This is a genomic window from Pseudomonas sp. BN415 (assembly GCF_029871195.1).
Classification (GTDB): Bacteria; Pseudomonadota; Gammaproteobacteria; order Pseudomonadales; family Pseudomonadaceae; genus Metapseudomonas; species Metapseudomonas resinovorans.
The window spans coordinates 266801-283038 of sequence record NZ_SSOK01000064.1 but is presented as its reverse complement, the minus strand read 5'-3'; the positions used below and the strand labels follow the sequence as shown (position 1 = coordinate 283038).

General features: G+C 64.9%; 15 protein-coding genes. 12 read left to right on the top strand and 3 right to left on the bottom strand.

Features of this window, described 5'->3' with window-relative positions; genetic code table 11:
* Positions 1-12: 12 nt before the first annotated feature.
* The 11 genes from algK to E8F20_RS23380 all read left to right on the top strand — a co-directional run bounded on the left by algK (position 13) and on the right by E8F20_RS23380 (position 13579).
* Entirely contained in the window at positions 13-1386 is a 1374-nt protein-coding gene (gene algK / locus E8F20_RS23430; RefSeq protein ID WP_280285878.1) for an alginate biosynthesis TPR repeat lipoprotein AlgK, read from the top strand.
* A gap of 15 nt (positions 1387-1401) precedes the next feature.
* Entirely contained in the window at positions 1402-2847 is a 1446-nt protein-coding gene (locus E8F20_RS23425) for an alginate export family protein (RefSeq protein WP_280285877.1), read from the top strand.
* An 89-nt stretch (positions 2848-2936) separates the two neighbouring features.
* Positions 2937-4436: a mannuronan 5-epimerase AlgG gene (algG, locus tag E8F20_RS23420; protein WP_280285948.1), complete on the top strand. Its 1500-nt coding sequence runs from the start codon at positions 2937-2939 to the stop codon at positions 4434-4436.
* An 11-nt stretch (positions 4437-4447) separates the two neighbouring features.
* Entirely contained in the window at positions 4448-5872 is a 1425-nt protein-coding gene (locus E8F20_RS23415; protein ID WP_280285876.1) for an alginate biosynthesis protein AlgX, read from the top strand.
* 14 nt (positions 5873-5886) lie between these two features.
* A complete protein-coding gene (locus E8F20_RS23410) occupies positions 5887-6981 on the top strand; it encodes a mannuronate-specific alginate lyase (protein ID WP_280285875.1) in 1095 nt (364 codons plus the stop codon).
* A gap of 92 nt (positions 6982-7073) precedes the next feature.
* A complete protein-coding gene (locus tag E8F20_RS23405; protein ID WP_280285874.1) occupies positions 7074-8567 on the top strand; it encodes an MBOAT family protein in 1494 nt (497 codons plus the stop codon).
* 12 nt (positions 8568-8579) lie between these two features.
* Complete coding sequence (locus E8F20_RS23400; protein ID WP_280285873.1) at positions 8580-9728, top strand: alginate O-acetyltransferase; 1149 nt, start codon at positions 8580-8582, stop codon at positions 9726-9728.
* Positions 9729-9797: 69 nt separating this feature from the next.
* Complete coding sequence (locus E8F20_RS23395) at positions 9798-10442, top strand: alginate O-acetyltransferase AlgF (protein WP_280285872.1); 645 nt, start codon at positions 9798-9800, stop codon at positions 10440-10442.
* 239 nt (positions 10443-10681) lie between these two features.
* Complete coding sequence (locus tag E8F20_RS23390; RefSeq protein WP_280285871.1) at positions 10682-12124, top strand: mannose-1-phosphate guanylyltransferase/mannose-6-phosphate isomerase; 1443 nt, start codon at positions 10682-10684, stop codon at positions 12122-12124.
* A gap of 119 nt (positions 12125-12243) precedes the next feature.
* A complete protein-coding gene (locus E8F20_RS23385) occupies positions 12244-12705 on the top strand; it encodes a multidrug transporter (protein ID WP_280285870.1) in 462 nt (153 codons plus the stop codon).
* A 43-nt stretch (positions 12706-12748) separates the two neighbouring features.
* The gene (locus tag E8F20_RS23380) at positions 12749-13579 is read left to right on the top strand and encodes an SDR family oxidoreductase (RefSeq protein WP_280285869.1); all 831 of its coding nucleotides are present in this window, start codon (positions 12749-12751) and stop codon (positions 13577-13579) included.
* A 26-nt stretch (positions 13580-13605) separates the two neighbouring features.
* Here the strand turns inward: E8F20_RS23380 and E8F20_RS23375 are convergent, their stop codons facing one another.
* Genes E8F20_RS23375 through E8F20_RS23365 form a run of 3 tightly spaced genes read right to left on the bottom strand, consistent with a single transcriptional unit; the run spans position 13606 to position 15517 of the window.
* A complete protein-coding gene (locus E8F20_RS23375; RefSeq protein WP_280285868.1) occupies positions 13606-14373 on the bottom strand; it encodes a DNA-binding domain-containing protein in 768 nt (255 codons plus the stop codon).
* Positions 14364-15209 (bottom strand): DUF692 domain-containing protein, encoded by an 846-nt coding sequence (locus E8F20_RS23370; RefSeq protein WP_280285867.1) that lies wholly within the window; start codon positions 15207-15209, stop codon positions 14364-14366. The genes E8F20_RS23375 and E8F20_RS23370 overlap by 10 nt, the downstream gene beginning before the upstream one ends.
* A gap of 47 nt (positions 15210-15256) precedes the next feature.
* Complete coding sequence (locus tag E8F20_RS23365) at positions 15257-15517, bottom strand: hypothetical protein (protein ID WP_280285866.1); 261 nt, start codon at positions 15515-15517, stop codon at positions 15257-15259.
* Between the two features lie 197 nt (positions 15518-15714).
* Here E8F20_RS23365 and E8F20_RS23360 point away from each other — a divergent pair, with 197 nt between their 5' ends.
* Positions 15715-16083: a hypothetical protein gene (locus E8F20_RS23360; protein ID WP_280285865.1), complete on the top strand. Its 369-nt coding sequence runs from the start codon at positions 15715-15717 to the stop codon at positions 16081-16083.
* Positions 16084-16238 lie beyond the last annotated feature (155 nt).

Genomic DNA, 16238 nt, shown 5'->3' with positions numbered 1-16238 from the left:
GAGGGCACCGCCATGGCCCATCACGCCCCCCCTGTCCTGCTGCTGGCTGCGGCTATCGCCCTGGCCGGTTGCTCCGGGCTGCCCGACGAACGCCTCGCCCGCGAAGCCTTGAAGCGCGGTGACAGCGCCACCGCCGAGCAGAATTTCCGCCAACTGGCCGAGCTTGGCTACGCCGATGCCGCGGTCGGCCTGGCCGACCTGCAGGTGGCCAGCGGCGACCCCGAGCAACTCGCCAAGGCCGAGCAGACCTACCGCCAGGCCATGGACCAGTCACCGCGCGCCAAGGCGCGCCTGGGCAAGCTGCTGGCGCGCAAGACCGAGCTGAGCCAGGCGGAGCGCCGCGAGACCGCGCAACTGCTGGAGGAGTCTTTCGCTGCGGGTGAGGAAAACAGCCTGCTGCCGCTGGTGATGCTCTACCTGCAGTACCCGCAGGACTTCCCCTCCGTGAACGTGCCCGCACGCATCGCCCAATGGCGCGCCGAAGGACACACCCAGGCCGAGCTGGCGCAAATTCTCTTCTATCGCACCCAGGGCACCTACGATCAGCACCTGGGCGAGATCGAGCAGATCTGCACCCGCAGTCTGACCCTGGCCGACGTCTGCTACGTCGAGCTGGCCACGGTCTACCAGAAGCAAGGCAAGGCTGACGCCCAGCAGAAACTGCTGGATGGCCTGATGTCCGGCTACCACGCCGGGCGCATCCCCGCCCAGCGCGTGGAGTCGGTGGCCCAGGTACTCGCCGATGCCGAACTCGGTAAGCCCGACGAAGGCAAGGCCCAGGCGATGCTCGAGGAGCTGGCCCCGGCCTATCCCGCCGCCTGGGTCAGCCTGGCCAAGCTGCTCTACGAGTACCCGGCGCTCGGTGATACCGAGCAGATGTTGGGTTACCTGGAAAAGGGCCGCGCCGCGTCCCTGCCCCGCGCCGAACTGCTGATGGGTCGCCTCTACTACGAGGGCAAGCTGGTCCCCCTGGACCCGCGCAAGGCCGAAGAGCACCTGCTCAAGGCCGCACCCACCGAGCCCAGCGCCAACTACCTGCTGGGCCAGATCTACCTGCGCGGCTACCTGGGCGACATCGCCCCGGACAAGGCCTTGGAGCACCTGCTCAGCGCCGCTCGCAACGGCCAGATCAATGCCGACTTCGCCCTCGGCCAGATGTACGCCCAGGGCAAGGGCATCCAGCCCAACCTGGTCAACGCCTACGTCTTCAGCCAGCTCGCCCTGCCCAAGAACACTCCGCAGGCCCTGGAGCTGGCGCAACGCGTGGAACAGCAACTGCCCCCGGCCGAGCGTGCCCGCGCCGAGCAACTGCTGCGCGAAGAGCGCCAGGTGCGCGGTGCGACGGCGACCGACGCCGCCCAGATGCAAGCCATGCAGACCCAATAAGGACACGTACTGACGATGAACACCAAACCCTGGATTCGCGCCGGCCTGGGCCTGTCCCTGCTGGCCGCGAGCATCGCCCACGCCGCCCAGCCCGAGGGCAGGAATTTCGGCCTGGACGTGAAGATCACCGCCCAATCGGAAGACGACCGTGACCTCGGCACCCGCGACGGGGGCGATGTCAATGGCATCGGTCTCGACCTGCGTCCCTGGGTCTATGGCGAACGTGGCGACTGGAGCGCCTTCGCCATGGGCCAGGCGGTCACCGCCACCGATATCGTCGAAACCGACACCCTGGAGTCCGGCGACATCGAAGCCGACGCCGGCCAGCGCAACAATGGTCGCGAGCCGGACAAGAGCTACCTGGCGATGCGCGAGTTCTGGGTCGACTACGGCGGCCTCACCGCCTACCCGGGCGAGCACCTGCGCTTCGGCCGCCAGCGCGTGCGCAGCGAGGAAGGCACCTGGTGGGACACCAACATCGAAGCCTTGCGCTGGAGCTTCGATACCACCCTGCTGCGCGCTCATGCCGGCGTCGCCGAGCGCTTCAGCGAGTACCGCACCGACATCGACGAACTGGCCCCGGAAGACGAAGATCGCCAGCACTTCTTCGGCGACATTTCCACCCAATGGCGCCCGGGCCACTGGGTCGGCGCCAAGCTGCACCACAGCCGCGACAACGGCGACTTGCCCAACGTGGGCGAAGAAGTCGATGAACTGGATAAACGCACCACCGGCGACCTGACCTGGCTGGGCCTGGAAGCCGATGGCGGCTTCTTCGATCGCCGCTCCACCCAACCCCTGAACTACTGGGCGCAGGCCACCTGGCTGACCGGCGATGTGGACGAACTGCAGCAGTCCGCCGTGGGCGACCAGGCCTTCGCCGCCGGCTCGCGCAATGTCGATGTGGACGCCTGGGCGATCGACCTCGGCCTGCGCTGGAACATCGATGACCAGTGGAAAGTCGGCGGTGCCTATGCCCGCGGCAGCGGTGGTGGCGACGACGACAGCTCCGAGCAATTCCGCCAGACCGGGCTGGAGAGCAACCGCTCCAACTTCACCGGTACCGAAGCCCGCATGCACCGCTTCGGCGAAGCCTTCCGTGGCGAGTTGAGCAACCTGCAAGTGGCGACCGCCTTCACCTCCTGGCAGTTGGGTGAAGACTACGACGCGAGCGTCGTCTACCACCGTTTCTGGCGTGTGGACGACAACCAGGACGTCGGCCAGAGCGGAATCATCGCGCCGCTGGAAGACGGCGAGAAAGACATCGGCCAGGAGATGGACCTGGTGGTCACCAAGTACTTCAAACAGGGCCTGCTGCCCGCCTCCATGGCCGAACACCTGGACGAGCGCTCGGCCCTGGTGCGTTTGCGTGGCGGCGTGTTCAAGCCGGGCGATGCCTATGGCAGCGGCACCGACTCGCTGATGCACCGCGCCTTCGTCGATTTCATCTGGCGCTTCTGATGGACATCCGGCGCAACGGAGGAACAGCCATGAAACGTGGCATGGGAACCACATTGCTGGTGGGCGGCGTCATGCTCGGCGCCCTGCAGATGGCCGCGCCTTGGGTGCAGGGCGCGGAGCTGACCCAGGAACTGAAGCCGATCAAGAACTACACGGTGTCCACCGCGCCGGTGGAGCAGCTGCATCTGGAGACGCCGAAACTGCCGGACCTCTCCGGCTACACCCTGGCGGCGGTGGAAGCGAAGATCGATCGCAACACCCGCGGCCGCGTGGTGGTCAGACGCATGCTCCAGCAGGACGCGCTCAAGGACTTCATCGGCGGCGACGAGCGTCTGCGTGAATGGGTCAAGCGCCAGCAAGGCATGCCCCAGGCGATCTTCGTAGAGGGCGGTTACGTGACCCCGGCGGACCTGGCGAAAGCCCTGCCGGACAGCCAGTTCAGCGAGACCGAGCCGGGCGTCTACATCGCCCGCCTGCCCGTCGTGGTGGCCCAGGGTGCGAGCCTGCAGGTCGGCAAGGAAACCAAGGACTTCCGCCTCTCGCAGGAACGCGGCGCCTTCCTGGTCAACGATGGCAAGCTGTTCATCACCGGCAGCCAGCTCACCGCCTGGCGTGAAAAGGACAAATCCCCCGCCTGGTTCCGCAAGCCCGAGGAGTTCCGCCCGTTCCTGGTGTCCTGGGGTGGCAGCGAGCTGTATATCGTCGGCAGCAAGGTCACCAGCCTGGGCTACGACAACTCCAAGTCCTACGGCGTCTCCATCACCCAGTACACCCCGGGCCAGGCCGCGCGCCTGAAGCGCCGGGCCCCCACCGGCTGGCTGCTGGACTCGGAGTTCGTCGACCACTGGTACGGCTTCTACTGCTTCGAAGCGGCCGATGTGGTCATCAAGGGCAACACCTACCGCGACAACATCGTCTACGGCATCGACCCGCACGACCGATCCCACGGTCTGATCATCGCCCACAACACCGTGCACGGGACCAGGAAGAAGCACGGCATCATCATTTCCCGTGAGGTGGACGACAGCTGGATCGTCCACAACAAGAGCTACGACAACAAGCTCTCGGGCATCGTGATCGACCGTAACTCGGTGAACAATCTCGTGGCCTGGAACGAGGTGTACCAGAACCACGCCGACGGCATAACGATCTACGAAAGCTCGAACAACCTGCTCTGGGGCAACAAGATCCTCAGCAACCAGCGCCACGGCATCCGCGTGCGCAACAGCGTGAACATCCGCCTGTACGAAAACCTCTCGGCTGCCAACGGCCTGACCGGTGTGTATGGCCACATCAAGGACCTCTCCGACACCGACCGGAACATCGAACTCGACCCCTTCGATACCAAGGTCTCGATGATCCTGGTGGGCGGCAAGCTCGCCGGCAACGGTTCCAGCCCCCTCTCCATCGACTCGCCCCTGTCGGTCGAGCTGTACCGCGTGGAGCTGCTCGCCCCGAGCAAATCCACCGGCATCAGCTTCGCCGGCATCCTCGGTGAAAAGCAGGACGAAATCCTCGACCTGATGGTGCGCCGCAAACAGGCGGTGCTGATCGACCCCGTCGAAAGCCAGGCCGAACTCCAGGATTGAGGTACGAGATCATGCAAAGACTTTCCCGCTACTGGTTCGCCCCCTCCGCCCTGGCCGCCGCCCTGCTGGCCGCCGCCCAGGGCACACAAGCGGCTCCCGAATACAGCGTGCAACGCACCGGTCCGCTCTGCGCTGTGGCGCAGAACCCGGCCACCTACAACACCAAGTACCTGAGCTTCTTCACCACCCTCGTGCAGGGTCAGGACGACTGGCTGTTCCGCACCCAGTACGACCTGCGTACCGACTTCGGCACCACGCCTTATGGCTGGAGCCAATTCCGTCGCCTGCGCGATGCGCTGAAAGCCAAGGGCGTCGAGCTGATGGTGGTCTACCAGCCCACCCGTGGCCTGATCAATCGCGAGAAACTCACACCGGAAGAGAAGCGCCACTTCAACTACGACCTGGCGAAGAAGAACTATCTCGCCGCCGTGGAGCAGTTCCGCAAGGCCGGTATCTGGGCCACCGACCTCTCGCCACTGTTCGATGAGCAGGGCGTGGGCACCGACTACTACTTCAAGGCGGACCACCACTGGACGCCGGCCGGCGCCGAGCGAACCGCCAGGCTGGTGGCCGAAACCCTGAAGCAGATCCCCGGCTTCAACGACATCCCGAAGAAGGACTTCCAGAGCAAGGTGGTTGGCCTGCTGCCCAAGGCCGGCACCCTGCACAAGACCGCCGGCCAGCTCTGCGGCACCACCTACGCCACCCAGTACGTCGACCGCTTCGAGACCGAAGCGGCAGGCGACGGCGGCGACAGCCTGTTCGGCGATGAGTCCAATCCGCAGGTCACCCTGGTAGGCACCAGTAACAGCGGCCCGGCCTACAACTTTGCCGGCTTCCTGCAGCAGCACAGCGGCGCCGAAGTACTCAACATGGCGGTCAGCGGCGGCGGCTTCGACAGTGCCCTGCTGCAGTACATGAGCAGCAAGGAGTTCCACGAGAACCCGCCCAAGGTGCTGATCTGGGAATTCGCCACCCACTACGACATGGCGCAGAAGAGCTTCTACCGCCAGGCGGTCCCACTGGTGAACAACGGCTGCGAGGGCCGTCCGGTTGCGCTGAAGAACAAGATGAAACTGCACCCCGGTGCCAACGAAGTGCTGGTCAACGGCAAGGGCTCGGCCCTGCGAGACCTGCGCGGGCGCGACTACCAGGTGGACCTGACCTTCAGCGACCCGTCGGTGCACGAGTCCAAGGCCACCATCTGGTACCTCAATGGCCGCCGCGAGAACTTCAAGCTGGAACAGAGCGACCGCGTCGACACCGGCGGCCGCTACGTCTTCGAGCTGCGCAACGACCCGGACTGGGCCGACCTGAACCTGCTCGCCCTGGAAATCCACAGCCCCGAACAGATGCCCCCGGACCTCAGCGTCGAGGTGAGCGTCTGCGCACGTCCCGGCAAGGGCGGGGACAACCTCACGGCCAAGGCCGAATGAGGAAGGAGGAATCCATGAAACGACCCTGGCTGATCGCTCCCCTCTTCGCCGGCATCCTGCTCGCAGGGCAAAGCCACGCCGCCGACCTGGTTCCGCCCAGGGGCTACTACGCCCCTGTGGATATCGACGCCAAGTCTGCAGGCACCTGTAAGGCGCCGCCAGCGCCCTACACCGCCAAACTGGAATTCCGCAGCAAGTACGAGGGCTCCGACAAGGCACGCGCCACGCTCAATCCGACGGCGGAGAAAGCCTTCCGCGAGAAGACCGCCGCCATCACCGAGATGGAGCGCGGCGTCAGCAAGATGGTCATGGAATACATGCGCAAGGGTCAGCGCACCCAGCTCGAATGCACCCTGCAGTGGCTGGGCAACTGGGCCCAGGCCAACGCCCTGCTGAGCACGGAGTACAACCACACCGGCAAGTCGATGCGCAAATGGGCGCTGGGCAGCATGGCCTCGGCTTACCTGCGCCTGAAGTTCTCCGAATCGCAGCCGCTGGCGCCCTACCGCGTCCAGACCCAGGTGATCGAGTCCTGGTTCTCGCGCCTGGCCGATCAGGTGGTGCATGACTGGAGCGGCCTGCCACTGAAGAAGATCAACAACCACTCCTACTGGGCCGCCTGGTCGGTGATGGCCTCCGCCGTGGCGACCAATCGCCAGGACCTCTTCGACTGGTCGGTGGCGCAGTTCCGCGTGGCCGCAGGCCAGGTGGACCATGACGGTTTCCTGCCCAACGAACTCAAGCGCAAGCAACGCGCGCTGGCCTATCACAACTACAGCCTGCCTCCGCTCGCCATGGTTGCCAGCTTCGCCCAGGCCAACGGCGTGGACCTGCGCGAAGAGAACGACGGTGCCCTGCGCCGCCTTGGCGAGAACGTCATCGCCGGCGTGAATGACCAGGAAGCCTTCATTGATAAAACCGGTGACGACCAGGACATGAGCGAGCTGAAAAAGCACGCCAAGTTCTCCTGGCTCGAACCCTGGTGCTCGCTCTACGCCTGCTCGGCCAAAACCCTCGCGTGGAAGGACCAGATGGGCCCCTACAAGACCTTCCGCCTCGGCGGGAATGTGACCCAGGTATTCCATCCGGAGAAGGAGGGTGGGAGTTAGCGACACCCCCCTCTCCCAAAGGGAGAGGGGAGAAATGACGCCCCCGCCCAACGTGGCGGGATTGAAATCAAACGTTCACTGGAGAGACTCGGATGGTCTTTTCTTCCAACGTGTTCCTGTTCCTGTTCCTGCCGATCTTCCTCGGCTTGTACTACCTGGTCGGGACACGCTATCGAAACCTGCTGTTGCTGGTCGCCAGCTACATCTTCTACGCCTGGTGGCGCATCGACTTCCTGGCACTGTTCGCTGCGGTGACGGTGTTCAACTACTGGATCGGCCTGCGCATCGGCGCAGCCGGGGTGCGCACGAAAACGGCGCAGAAATGGCTGCTCCTCGGCGTGGCGGTGGACCTCTGCGTCCTCGGCTACTTCAAGTACGCCAACTTCGGCGTCGACAGCCTTAATGCCATCATCGCCTCCTTCGGCATGGAGCCTTTCGTGCTCACGCACATCCTGCTGCCGATCGGGATCTCCTTCTACGTCTTCGAGTCGATCAGCTACATCATCGACGTGTACCGCGGCGACACGCCCGCCACCCGCAACCTGGTGGACTTCGCGGCCTTCGTGGCGATCTTCCCGCACCTGATCGCCGGCCCGGTGCTGCGCTTCAAGGACCTGGTGGACCAGTTCAACCACCGTTCCCACACGGTGGACAAGTTCGCCGAGGGTTGCACGCGCTTCATGCAGGGCTTCATCAAGAAGGTGTTCATCGCCGACAGCATCGCGCCCATCGCCGACCACTGTTTCGCCCTGTCCGACCCGACCACGGGGGACGCCTGGCTCGGCGCGCTGGCCTATACCGCACAGCTGTACTTCGATTTTTCCGGCTACAGCGACATGGCCATCGGCCTCGGCCTGATGATGGGCTTCCGCTTCATGGAGAATTTCAACCAGCCCTACATCAGCCAGTCCATCACCGAGTTCTGGCGGCGCTGGCACATCAGCCTCTCCACCTGGCTGCGCGACTACCTGTACATCAGCCTGGGCGGCAACCGTGGCAGCACCTTCCAGACCTACCGCAACCTGTTCCTCACCATGCTGCTGGGCGGTCTGTGGCACGGCGCCAACTTCACCTACATCATCTGGGGCGCCTGGCACGGTGCCTGGCTGGCCATCGAGCGCGCCCTGGGCGTGAACGCCGCGCCACGGGCGATCAACCCGCTGAAGTGGGCCTTCACCTTCCTGCTGGTGGTGATCGGCTGGGTGATCTTCCGCGCCGAAAACCTGGACGTCGCCTGGCGCATGTACGCCGCCATGTTCAGCTTCGGTGACTGGCAGCTTTCCGAGCTCAACCGCGCCCAGCTCACCAGCCTGCAGATCGCCACCCTGGTGCTGGCCTATCTGGTGCTGGCCATCTGCGGTATCCGCCAGTTCTACGCCCAGCCGCTGGCCGGCGCGCCCAAGGCCCGTGCCCGCGAAGACGACGACGGCATCGCCATCAATGCCGACGGCAGCGCCGCCCTGCCCCGCGCTCGCCTGCAGGTTGGCGCCCTGGCCTTCCACGCTGCCGTGCTCCTGCTGTTCGCCGCCTCGGTGCTGAAGCTCTCGGCGCAGAGCTTCTCGCCCTTCCTGTACTTCCAGTTCTGAGTGGAGCCGACCATGAACAGAACCCTGAACCTGCTCTACATCCTGTTGTTCTGCGGCCTGCTGCTGGCCCTCTGCCTGTGGTCCATGCGCGTGGTTTTCGGCTTTTCCGTAGCCAAGGAAACCAGCGTGCTGGACGGCAAGCTGGCCCTGGCCTTCGAGAAACGCTACGACGAGGAATTCCCGGTCAAGCAGCTGGGCACCAACCTCTGGGCCCTGGTGGACTACAAGCTGTTCGGCGAAGGCCGCCAGGGTGTGGTCATTGGCCAGGACGGCTGGCTCTTCTCGGATGAAGAGTTCGACCCGGTCGCCGATGGCAGCCGCCACATGCGCGAGAACCTGGCACTGATCCAGGGCGTTCGCGACGAGCTGGCGCGACACAACGTCGAGCTGATGCTGGCCATCGTCCCGGCGAAGTCGCGCCTCTATCCCGAGTATGTCGGCGAAGCCACCCCCTCCGCCCTGCGTCAGGACCTCTACGAGCGCTTCCGCGGCGCAGCGCGCAAGGCCGGAATCATCGCCCCCGACCTGCTTGCCACCCTCGAAGACGCCAAGAATCAGGGCCAGGTCTTCCTGCGCACCGACACCCACTGGACGCCGCTGGGCGCCGAAGTGGTCGCCGGCCGCCTGGGACAAGCCATTGGCCAGGCCATGACCCTGCGCGGTACGCCGCAGCAATACGTGACCGAAGCCGAGGGCGTGGATACCTACAAGGGTGACCTGACGCGCTTCCTGCCGCTGGACCCGCTGTTCGAAAACCTGATGCCGGCGCCGGACCAGTTGCAGAAGCGCGCCACCCGCAACGATGACGCGGGAGACGCCGGCGCTGATGCCCTGTTTGCCGAAAGCGAAGTGCCCGTGGTGCTGGTGGGTACCAGCTACAGCGCCAACGACAAGTGGAACTTCGCCGGCGCCCTGCGCCAAGCCCTGCAGCGCGACCTGGTCAACCACGCCGAGGACGGCCATGGGCCGATCCTGCCGATGCTCAAGTACCTCAAGAGTGACGAGCTGAAGGATGCCCCGCCGCAGTTGGTGATCTGGGAGTTCCCGGAACGCTACCTGCCGATGCTGAGCGACCTGTCCGAATTCGACCCCGAATGGGTCGCCGGCCTGCGCAAAGGCACAGGCACCGATGAACGCCTGGCCTCGCGCTCGGGCAACTGAGAAATCCCCCGCAAGGGGAACGCAGGGCCGTCAGCGGCCCGATCAAGAGAGAAGATGGAGGTACACCTCATGAACCGACAGAACAACCGCAGCTGGACGTCTTATGCCTGCGCCCTGGTGCTGGGTCTCGGCGCGCTGCAGGCCCAGGCCGATGAAGGCGGCCTGTACGGCCCGCAGGCGCCCAAGGGGTCCGCCTTCGTCCGCGCTTACAACGCCGGCAGCAGCGAGCTCAGCGTCAACGTCGGCAATACCGCGCTGACCGACGTCCCGCCGCTGGGCTCCAGCGACTTCAAGTTCCTCCCGGCCGGCAACTACAGCGCCCAGGTGGGCGGCAGCAGCCTCTCGGTGAAGCTGGAGGCCGACCGCTACTACACCCTGGTCAACCAGACTGGCCAGAACCCGCAACTGGTCGAAGAGCCCCCCTTCAGAAACAAGCAGAAAGCCCTGCTGCGCGTGCAGAACCTGTCCGACGCCAAGCTCACCCTCAAGACCGCCGACGGCAAGACCCCGGTAGTCGAGGACGTCGCCCCGCAAGGCCGCGGCGAGCGCGAGATCAACCCGGTGAAAGTCGGCCTCGCCCTGTTCGACGGTGACAAGAAAGTCAGTGACCTCAAACCCGTCTCGCTACAGCGCGGCGAGGTGGTCTGCCTCTACATCACCGGCAGCGGCAGCAAGCTCTCCCCGGTCTGGGTCAAGCGCCCGGTGGAGTCCTGAGCCGCAACGAAGTGACAACCGGCGCGGGTTGAACCACGCCGGTACCTACCTGCCCCGCAGAGGGCGGGAAAGAAATGGCCGAGACGATCCGAAGGGATCGCTCCGCGTAGGGTGGGCTTAAGCCCACCGGCGGCCGGGGACGTGGGCTGAAGCCCACCCTACGGCTCACGCGGCAAGGTCAACGAAATGTGATCGATGGAAGCAGCGCCTCAACCCATGACAGTTCTAGGAGAAACACCATGATTCCCGTGATCCTCTCTGGCGGTAGCGGCTCTCGCCTCTGGCCTCTCTCGCGCAAGCAGTACCCCAAGCAGTTTCTCGCCCTCACCGGCGAACAGACCCTGTTCCAGCAAACCCTTCAGCGCCTGGACTTCGAAGGCATGCAACCGGCCGTGCTGGTGGCCAACCAGGATCACCGTTTTATCGTGCAGGAGCAGCTCGATGCCATCGGCCTGCAGCCCCAAGCCATGCTGCTGGAGCCCTTCGGCCGTAACACCGCGCCAGCCGTGGCCATCGCCGCCATGCAACTGGTTGCCGAGGGCCGCGACGAGCTGATGCTGGTACTCCCGGCTGACCATGTGCTGCGCGACCCACTTGCCTTCCAGAAGGCCCTGGCACTGGCCGCCAGTGCCGCCGACAAGGGCGAGATGGTGCTCTTCGGCGTACCCGCCGAGCGCCCGGAAACTGGCTACGGCTACATCCGCAGCAAATCCGACGGCGTGCTGCCGGAAGGCATCAGCCGCGTCGCCGAATTCGTCGAGAAACCCAACGAAGAACTGGCGCGCCAATACGTCGCGTCCGGCGACTACTTCTGGAACAGCGGCATGTTCCTGTTCCGCGCCAGCCGCTTCCTGGAAGAGCTCAAGCACCACGAGGTGGATATCTACGACACCTGCCTGCTGGCCCTGGAACGCAGCAAGCGCGACGGCATCGCGGTGAGCATCGACTCGGCCACCTTCGCCTGCTGCCCGGACAACTCCATCGACTACGCGGTGATGGAGAAGACCGCCCGCGCCTGCGTGGTTCCGCTCGATGCCGGCTGGAACGACGTGGGCAGCTGGAGCTCGATCTGGGACGTGCATGAGAAGGATGCCGATGGCAACGTCACCAAGGGCGATGTGGTGGTCCAGGACAGCCACAACTGCCTGGTGCATGGCAACGGCAAGCTGGTGTCGGTGATCGGCCTGGACGATGTGGTCGTGGTCGAGACCAAGGACGCCATGATGATCGCCCACAAGGACCGCGTGCAGGACGTGAAGAAGCTGGTCAACAAGCTGGACGCCGACGGCCGCAGCGAAACCCAGAATCACTGCGCCGTATACCGCCCCTGGGGCTCGTACGATTCGGTGGACATGGGTGGTCGCTTCCAGGTCAAGCACATCACCGTCAAGCCCGGCGCGCAGCTTTCGCTGCAGATGCACCACCACCGCGCCGAGCACTGGATCGTGGTATCCGGCACCGCCCAGGTGACTTGCGACGACAAGGTGTTCCTGCTCACCGAAAACCAGTCGACCTATATCCCGATCGCCTCGGTGCACCGCCTGGCCAATCCGGGCAAGATCCCGCTGGAGATCATCGAAGTGCAGTCGGGCAGCTACCTCGGCGAGGACGATATCGAGCGTCTGGATGACGTCTACGGTCGCGCCCCGCAGGCGGCCACCGTGCACAGCATCGCCCGCTGACCTGTAGGAGCCAGCTTGCTGGCGAAGGGGCAACCTTTCGCCAGCAAGCTGGCTCCTACATCGCCCTCGGCGGACATGGGCACTCTTGTTAGCATGGAAGGCCTCAAGGAGGTTTTCCCATGCTGATTGGCATCGTTCTGATATTGACCTGGCTCATCCTGCTGCTGCGTTACCCGGCCAAGGCACTGCCGCTCTCAATGGCCGCTGTGGCCGGCCTGGGCCTAGTGGCCGCCTGGGTACTGTGGCAGGAGCGTGTGGTCGAGCAACGCTTCGCCCGCCTGGAAATCCAGCTCCGCCTCGACGACCGTTGCCCGGCCGATCGGCCCCTGGCCATCTCAGTGCGCAACGGAGCCGATGCCGTACTGCGTGACTTCGCCTGGCAGTTGCAGGCCTTCCGCCCCGGTGACGCCATCAACCTGGTCCAGCCCAGCTACGACCATCCACGCTACCTCGGCCCCACCGAACTGCAACCCGGCGCCCAATGGCAGGACTGCCTCGCCCTGCCGCCCATTCGCCAGGGTTATCGAGCCCAATCGCTGGAGTTTCGCGCCACCAATCTGCGTGGCACATTTGTCGACTGAGTAATGCTCGCCTCTCCCAACATTCCGCGCACAAGGACTCGCCATGCCCGCTCCCACCGCCCTGATCACCGGCTGCTCCAGCGGCATCGGCCGAGCCCTGGCCGACGCTTTCAAGGCGGCTGGCTACAACGTCTGGGCCACCGCCCGCAAACCACGGGACCTTGCCGAACTGGAAGCCGCCGGCTTCGTCGCCATTGAACTGGACGTGAATGACCAGGCCGCCGTGAGGGCCCTGGCCGAACGACTGCAACGGGAGAAAAGCGGCCTGGATGTGCTGGTGAACAATGCCGGCTACGGCGCCATGGGTCCCTTGCTCGATGGTGGCGTCGAAGCCCTGCGCAAGCAGTTCGACACCAACGTCTTCGCCCTGGTGGATGTAACCCGCGCCTGCTTCCCGCTGCTGCGTAAACGCCGCGGCCTGGTGGTAAACATCGGCAGCGTATCGGGCGTTCTGGTTACGCCCTTCGCCGGTGCCTATTGCGCGTCCAAGGCTGCAGTGCACGCCCTATCCGATGCCCTGCGCCTGGAGCTGTCGCCCTTCGGCATCGAGCTGATGGAAGTGCAGCCCGGCGCCATCGCGTCCAGTTTCGGCGCCAGCGCCACCCGCGAGGCGGAAGCCCTGATCGCCGAAGATTCCCCTTGGTGGCCGGTGCGCGAAGGCATTCGCGCCCGCGCTCGCGCCTCCCAGGACCACCCCACGTCCGCCGAGGATTTCGCCCGCACGCTACTGACTGCCGTGCAACGCACACCACGCCCGACGCTGGTGCGCATCGGCAACGGCAGCCGCGCCCTGCCGCTGCTGGCGCGCTGGGTGCCAAGAGGCGTGCTGGAGCGAGTGCTGAAGAAGCGCTTCGGACTGGGCGTCGAACTCTAGGAAAAGCCGGTCGGACGGCGCCAGACTCAGCCTGCGCGCCTGACCACACCCTCACTTATCCACAGTTTCAGCCAGCCAGCCGCCAGCATCGGATCGCCGAGCTCCGCGCACAGACCGGCAAAGCTCCAGCCCTGCACCACCATGCCCAGCAATGCATGGCCTTCTTGCTCGGCAAGGCTGCGGTATTGCCCCACCAGCCCCTGGCGCCAGACCAGGCACAGTTCGGCTTGCTCCAGCAGCTCGCTGCCAGGGAACTCGCGGCCATCCTTCACCGCCCGCCACAGGGCCAGGCTGTTATGCCGACAAGGCACCCGCTGCACACTGGGCACCAGCACCAGCTGCAACTCGGGCCAGTCTTCAGCAGGCAAATGCGCCATCTGCTCCAGGGTCAGCGGCTCATCCGCCGGGGCATCGAAGGCCAGGGTGAAGGCCCATTCCAGCCGCGCAAGCTCGGCCAGGGGCGCAGACTGATCCGGCACCAGCCAGGTCTCGATGAAATCGGCGAGACTCGCCCCGAGCCAGCGCAGGCTGAAATGCCGGGATGGATGGGCACGCAGGTAGGCGTGGGCCAAGGCCTCGAACTCATCGTCGCCGAGCCAGTGATGCAGTGTCGGGTAGTCGCCACGCAGCGCCTCGACCAGCCGCGCGCGGTAGGCATGATGGTAAATCTGCAAGCCCTCCAGCGCGCCCAGCTCCGGGCCACCACGAATGGCTGCGAGCAGTTCGGCGTCGGCTAGGTCGCATTCTTCTAGCAGGTAGGCCTCGAAGCGCTGCTGAAATTCGCTCAGGCGCATACCACCTCCTTTCCCAGGGTGACGTCCGCCAGGTCACGCGCCTTGCCCAACTCGGCCAGCAGCTCATCCAAAGGCGGCAGGTGGTCGTCACGCTCCAGCAGGGTGGCCACCGGACCCAGGTGCTCAAGGGTGCGCTGGTAGAGCTGCCAGACCGGATCACTGATCGGTGCATCGTGGGTATCGATCAGATAATGGCCGTAGTCGCTATGACCGGCCAGGTGCAACTGGCGGATGGCGGTTTTCGGCAGAGCGCGGATGAAGTCCCAGGGTTCGAATCCCTGGTTACGCGCGCTGACGTACACGTTGTTCACATCCAACAGCAGTTCGCAGCCGCTGAGGTCCACCAGGGCGGCGAGGAATTCCCATTCGCTCATCTCGCTGTCGGCACAGCGCAGGTAACTGGAAACGTTCTCCAGCACCAGCGGCCGGCCCAGCACGTCCTGCACCTGCCGGACCCGTTCGGCCACATGGGCCAGGCTCTCTTCGGTGAAGGGCAGCGGCAGCAAGTCATGGAGCTGGTGGGCGTTGCCACGGCTCCAGCAAAGATGATCAGAGACCCAGCGGGGCCGGATGCGCTGGGCAAGTGCCTTCAACTGCAGCAGATGATCGCGGTCCAGCGGGTGCGGGCCGCCAATGGACAGCGACACCCCGTGCATCACCAGCGGATAGCGCTCGGCAATGGCATCCAGGTAGTAGAGCGGCTTGCCACCGCCTACCAGGTAGTTCTCGGAGATCACCTCGAACCAGTCCACCGTGGGCTGTCGTTCGAGAACCTCCTGGTGATACTGGCTTCGCAAGCCCAGGCCAAAACCCAGGCTGGATGGGTGTTCATGCATGGCAGGTCTCCCTGGATCGGGGTGGCCCGCAGGCCACCCCAGCCTCATCAGGGACCGACCTTGCCGCCGGCGGAATTGCACTCGGCCAGCGTGGTGCTTTTGAAACCCTGGCCTTTACAGGCACCCTGTCCCTTGCACGCGTTGTTGGCAGTCTTGCAGTCGTTCTGACCTTTGCAGGCGTTGATGCCGTAGCAGTGCACCATGGCTTCTTCGGCCATGACCTGGGTCGGCAGGCTGGCGAACAGACCAGCAGCGGCGAGGGCCAGGGCGACGCCGGCAGCGGTGGTGGTGGAAGTCTTGGTTGTCATTTTGTGCATCCTCGGGATGGTTATCTTTGGCCGGCTTGCTGCGCCGGACAAAGAAGTAGAGAACGCTCGTCCGCTGGCGTTACAGGTCGACGCGGATTTTTTCTTGTAGCCCGGATGAAATCCGCGAAACTGCGCAGGTCGCCACTTCCGGCTCGCATCCGGCTACAGTTTCCCCACCTCTGCAACGAGAAACGATCATGTCACTCCCCATGCGCTACGCCGTCGGCGGCGTGGTCCTGGCCATCGTCCTGAACCTGTTGCTGCGCAGTTTCGTGAAAATCGGCGGGATCTTCGCCACCCTGCTGATCGCCACTGCAACGGCCACGCTGCTAGCCCTGGCCTTCCGCTTCATCCAGCAACGCGCACCGGCGCCTGGCGAACGCTGGCGCATCGTGCTCGGCTACGGCGGCATCCTGGGCGTGCTCTACCTCGGTCTGCTGGCCATGATGGCATTGCAGGATACGCCCAGCCCGATGGGCGTCCTGCTGTTCCTGGTCCATTACCTGTGCTATCCGGTGTTAGCCGCATTGCTGCTTTCGGAGCGGACATTCGCCCGGTTACGCTAGCGCCCCGCCGTTGCAGCCACCGGTACGACCGGCTTGGGCTTGCGGAACACCCGTACGTTACCGGCCATTACCAGGGCCCTAACGATATTGGCTACTGCGATGCTCACCGGGTGCCCTGCCTACATGACCGTAGAAGGCACCATCGAGCCCCAGTT

Coding starts and splice junctions, on each gene's coding strand:
- E8F20_RS23405 (WP_280285874.1), top strand. CDS start 7,074: ATGGTCTTTTCTTCCAACGTGTTCCTGTTCCTGTTCCTGCCGATCTTC.
- E8F20_RS23370 (WP_280285867.1), bottom strand. CDS start 15,209: ATGCATGAACACCCATCCAGCCTGGGTTTTGGCCTGGGCTTGCGAAGC.
- E8F20_RS23425 (WP_280285877.1), top strand. CDS start 1,402: ATGAACACCAAACCCTGGATTCGCGCCGGCCTGGGCCTGTCCCTGCTG.
- E8F20_RS23385 (WP_280285870.1), top strand. CDS start 12,244: ATGCTGATTGGCATCGTTCTGATATTGACCTGGCTCATCCTGCTGCTG.
- E8F20_RS23410 (WP_280285875.1), top strand. CDS start 5,887: ATGAAACGACCCTGGCTGATCGCTCCCCTCTTCGCCGGCATCCTGCTC.
- E8F20_RS23365 (WP_280285866.1), bottom strand. CDS start 15,517: ATGACAACCAAGACTTCCACCACCACCGCTGCCGGCGTCGCCCTGGCC.
- E8F20_RS23395 (WP_280285872.1), top strand. CDS start 9,798: ATGAACCGACAGAACAACCGCAGCTGGACGTCTTATGCCTGCGCCCTG.
- E8F20_RS23400 (WP_280285873.1), top strand. CDS start 8,580: ATGAACAGAACCCTGAACCTGCTCTACATCCTGTTGTTCTGCGGCCTG.
- algK (WP_280285878.1), top strand. CDS start 13: ATGGCCCATCACGCCCCCCCTGTCCTGCTGCTGGCTGCGGCTATCGCC.
- E8F20_RS23360 (WP_280285865.1), top strand. CDS start 15,715: ATGTCACTCCCCATGCGCTACGCCGTCGGCGGCGTGGTCCTGGCCATC.
- E8F20_RS23375 (WP_280285868.1), bottom strand. CDS start 14,373: ATGCGCCTGAGCGAATTTCAGCAGCGCTTCGAGGCCTACCTGCTAGAA.
- E8F20_RS23390 (WP_280285871.1), top strand. CDS start 10,682: ATGATTCCCGTGATCCTCTCTGGCGGTAGCGGCTCTCGCCTCTGGCCT.
- E8F20_RS23415 (WP_280285876.1), top strand. CDS start 4,448: ATGCAAAGACTTTCCCGCTACTGGTTCGCCCCCTCCGCCCTGGCCGCC.
- E8F20_RS23380 (WP_280285869.1), top strand. CDS start 12,749: ATGCCCGCTCCCACCGCCCTGATCACCGGCTGCTCCAGCGGCATCGGC.
- algG (WP_280285948.1), top strand. CDS start 2,937: ATGGCCGCGCCTTGGGTGCAGGGCGCGGAGCTGACCCAGGAACTGAAG.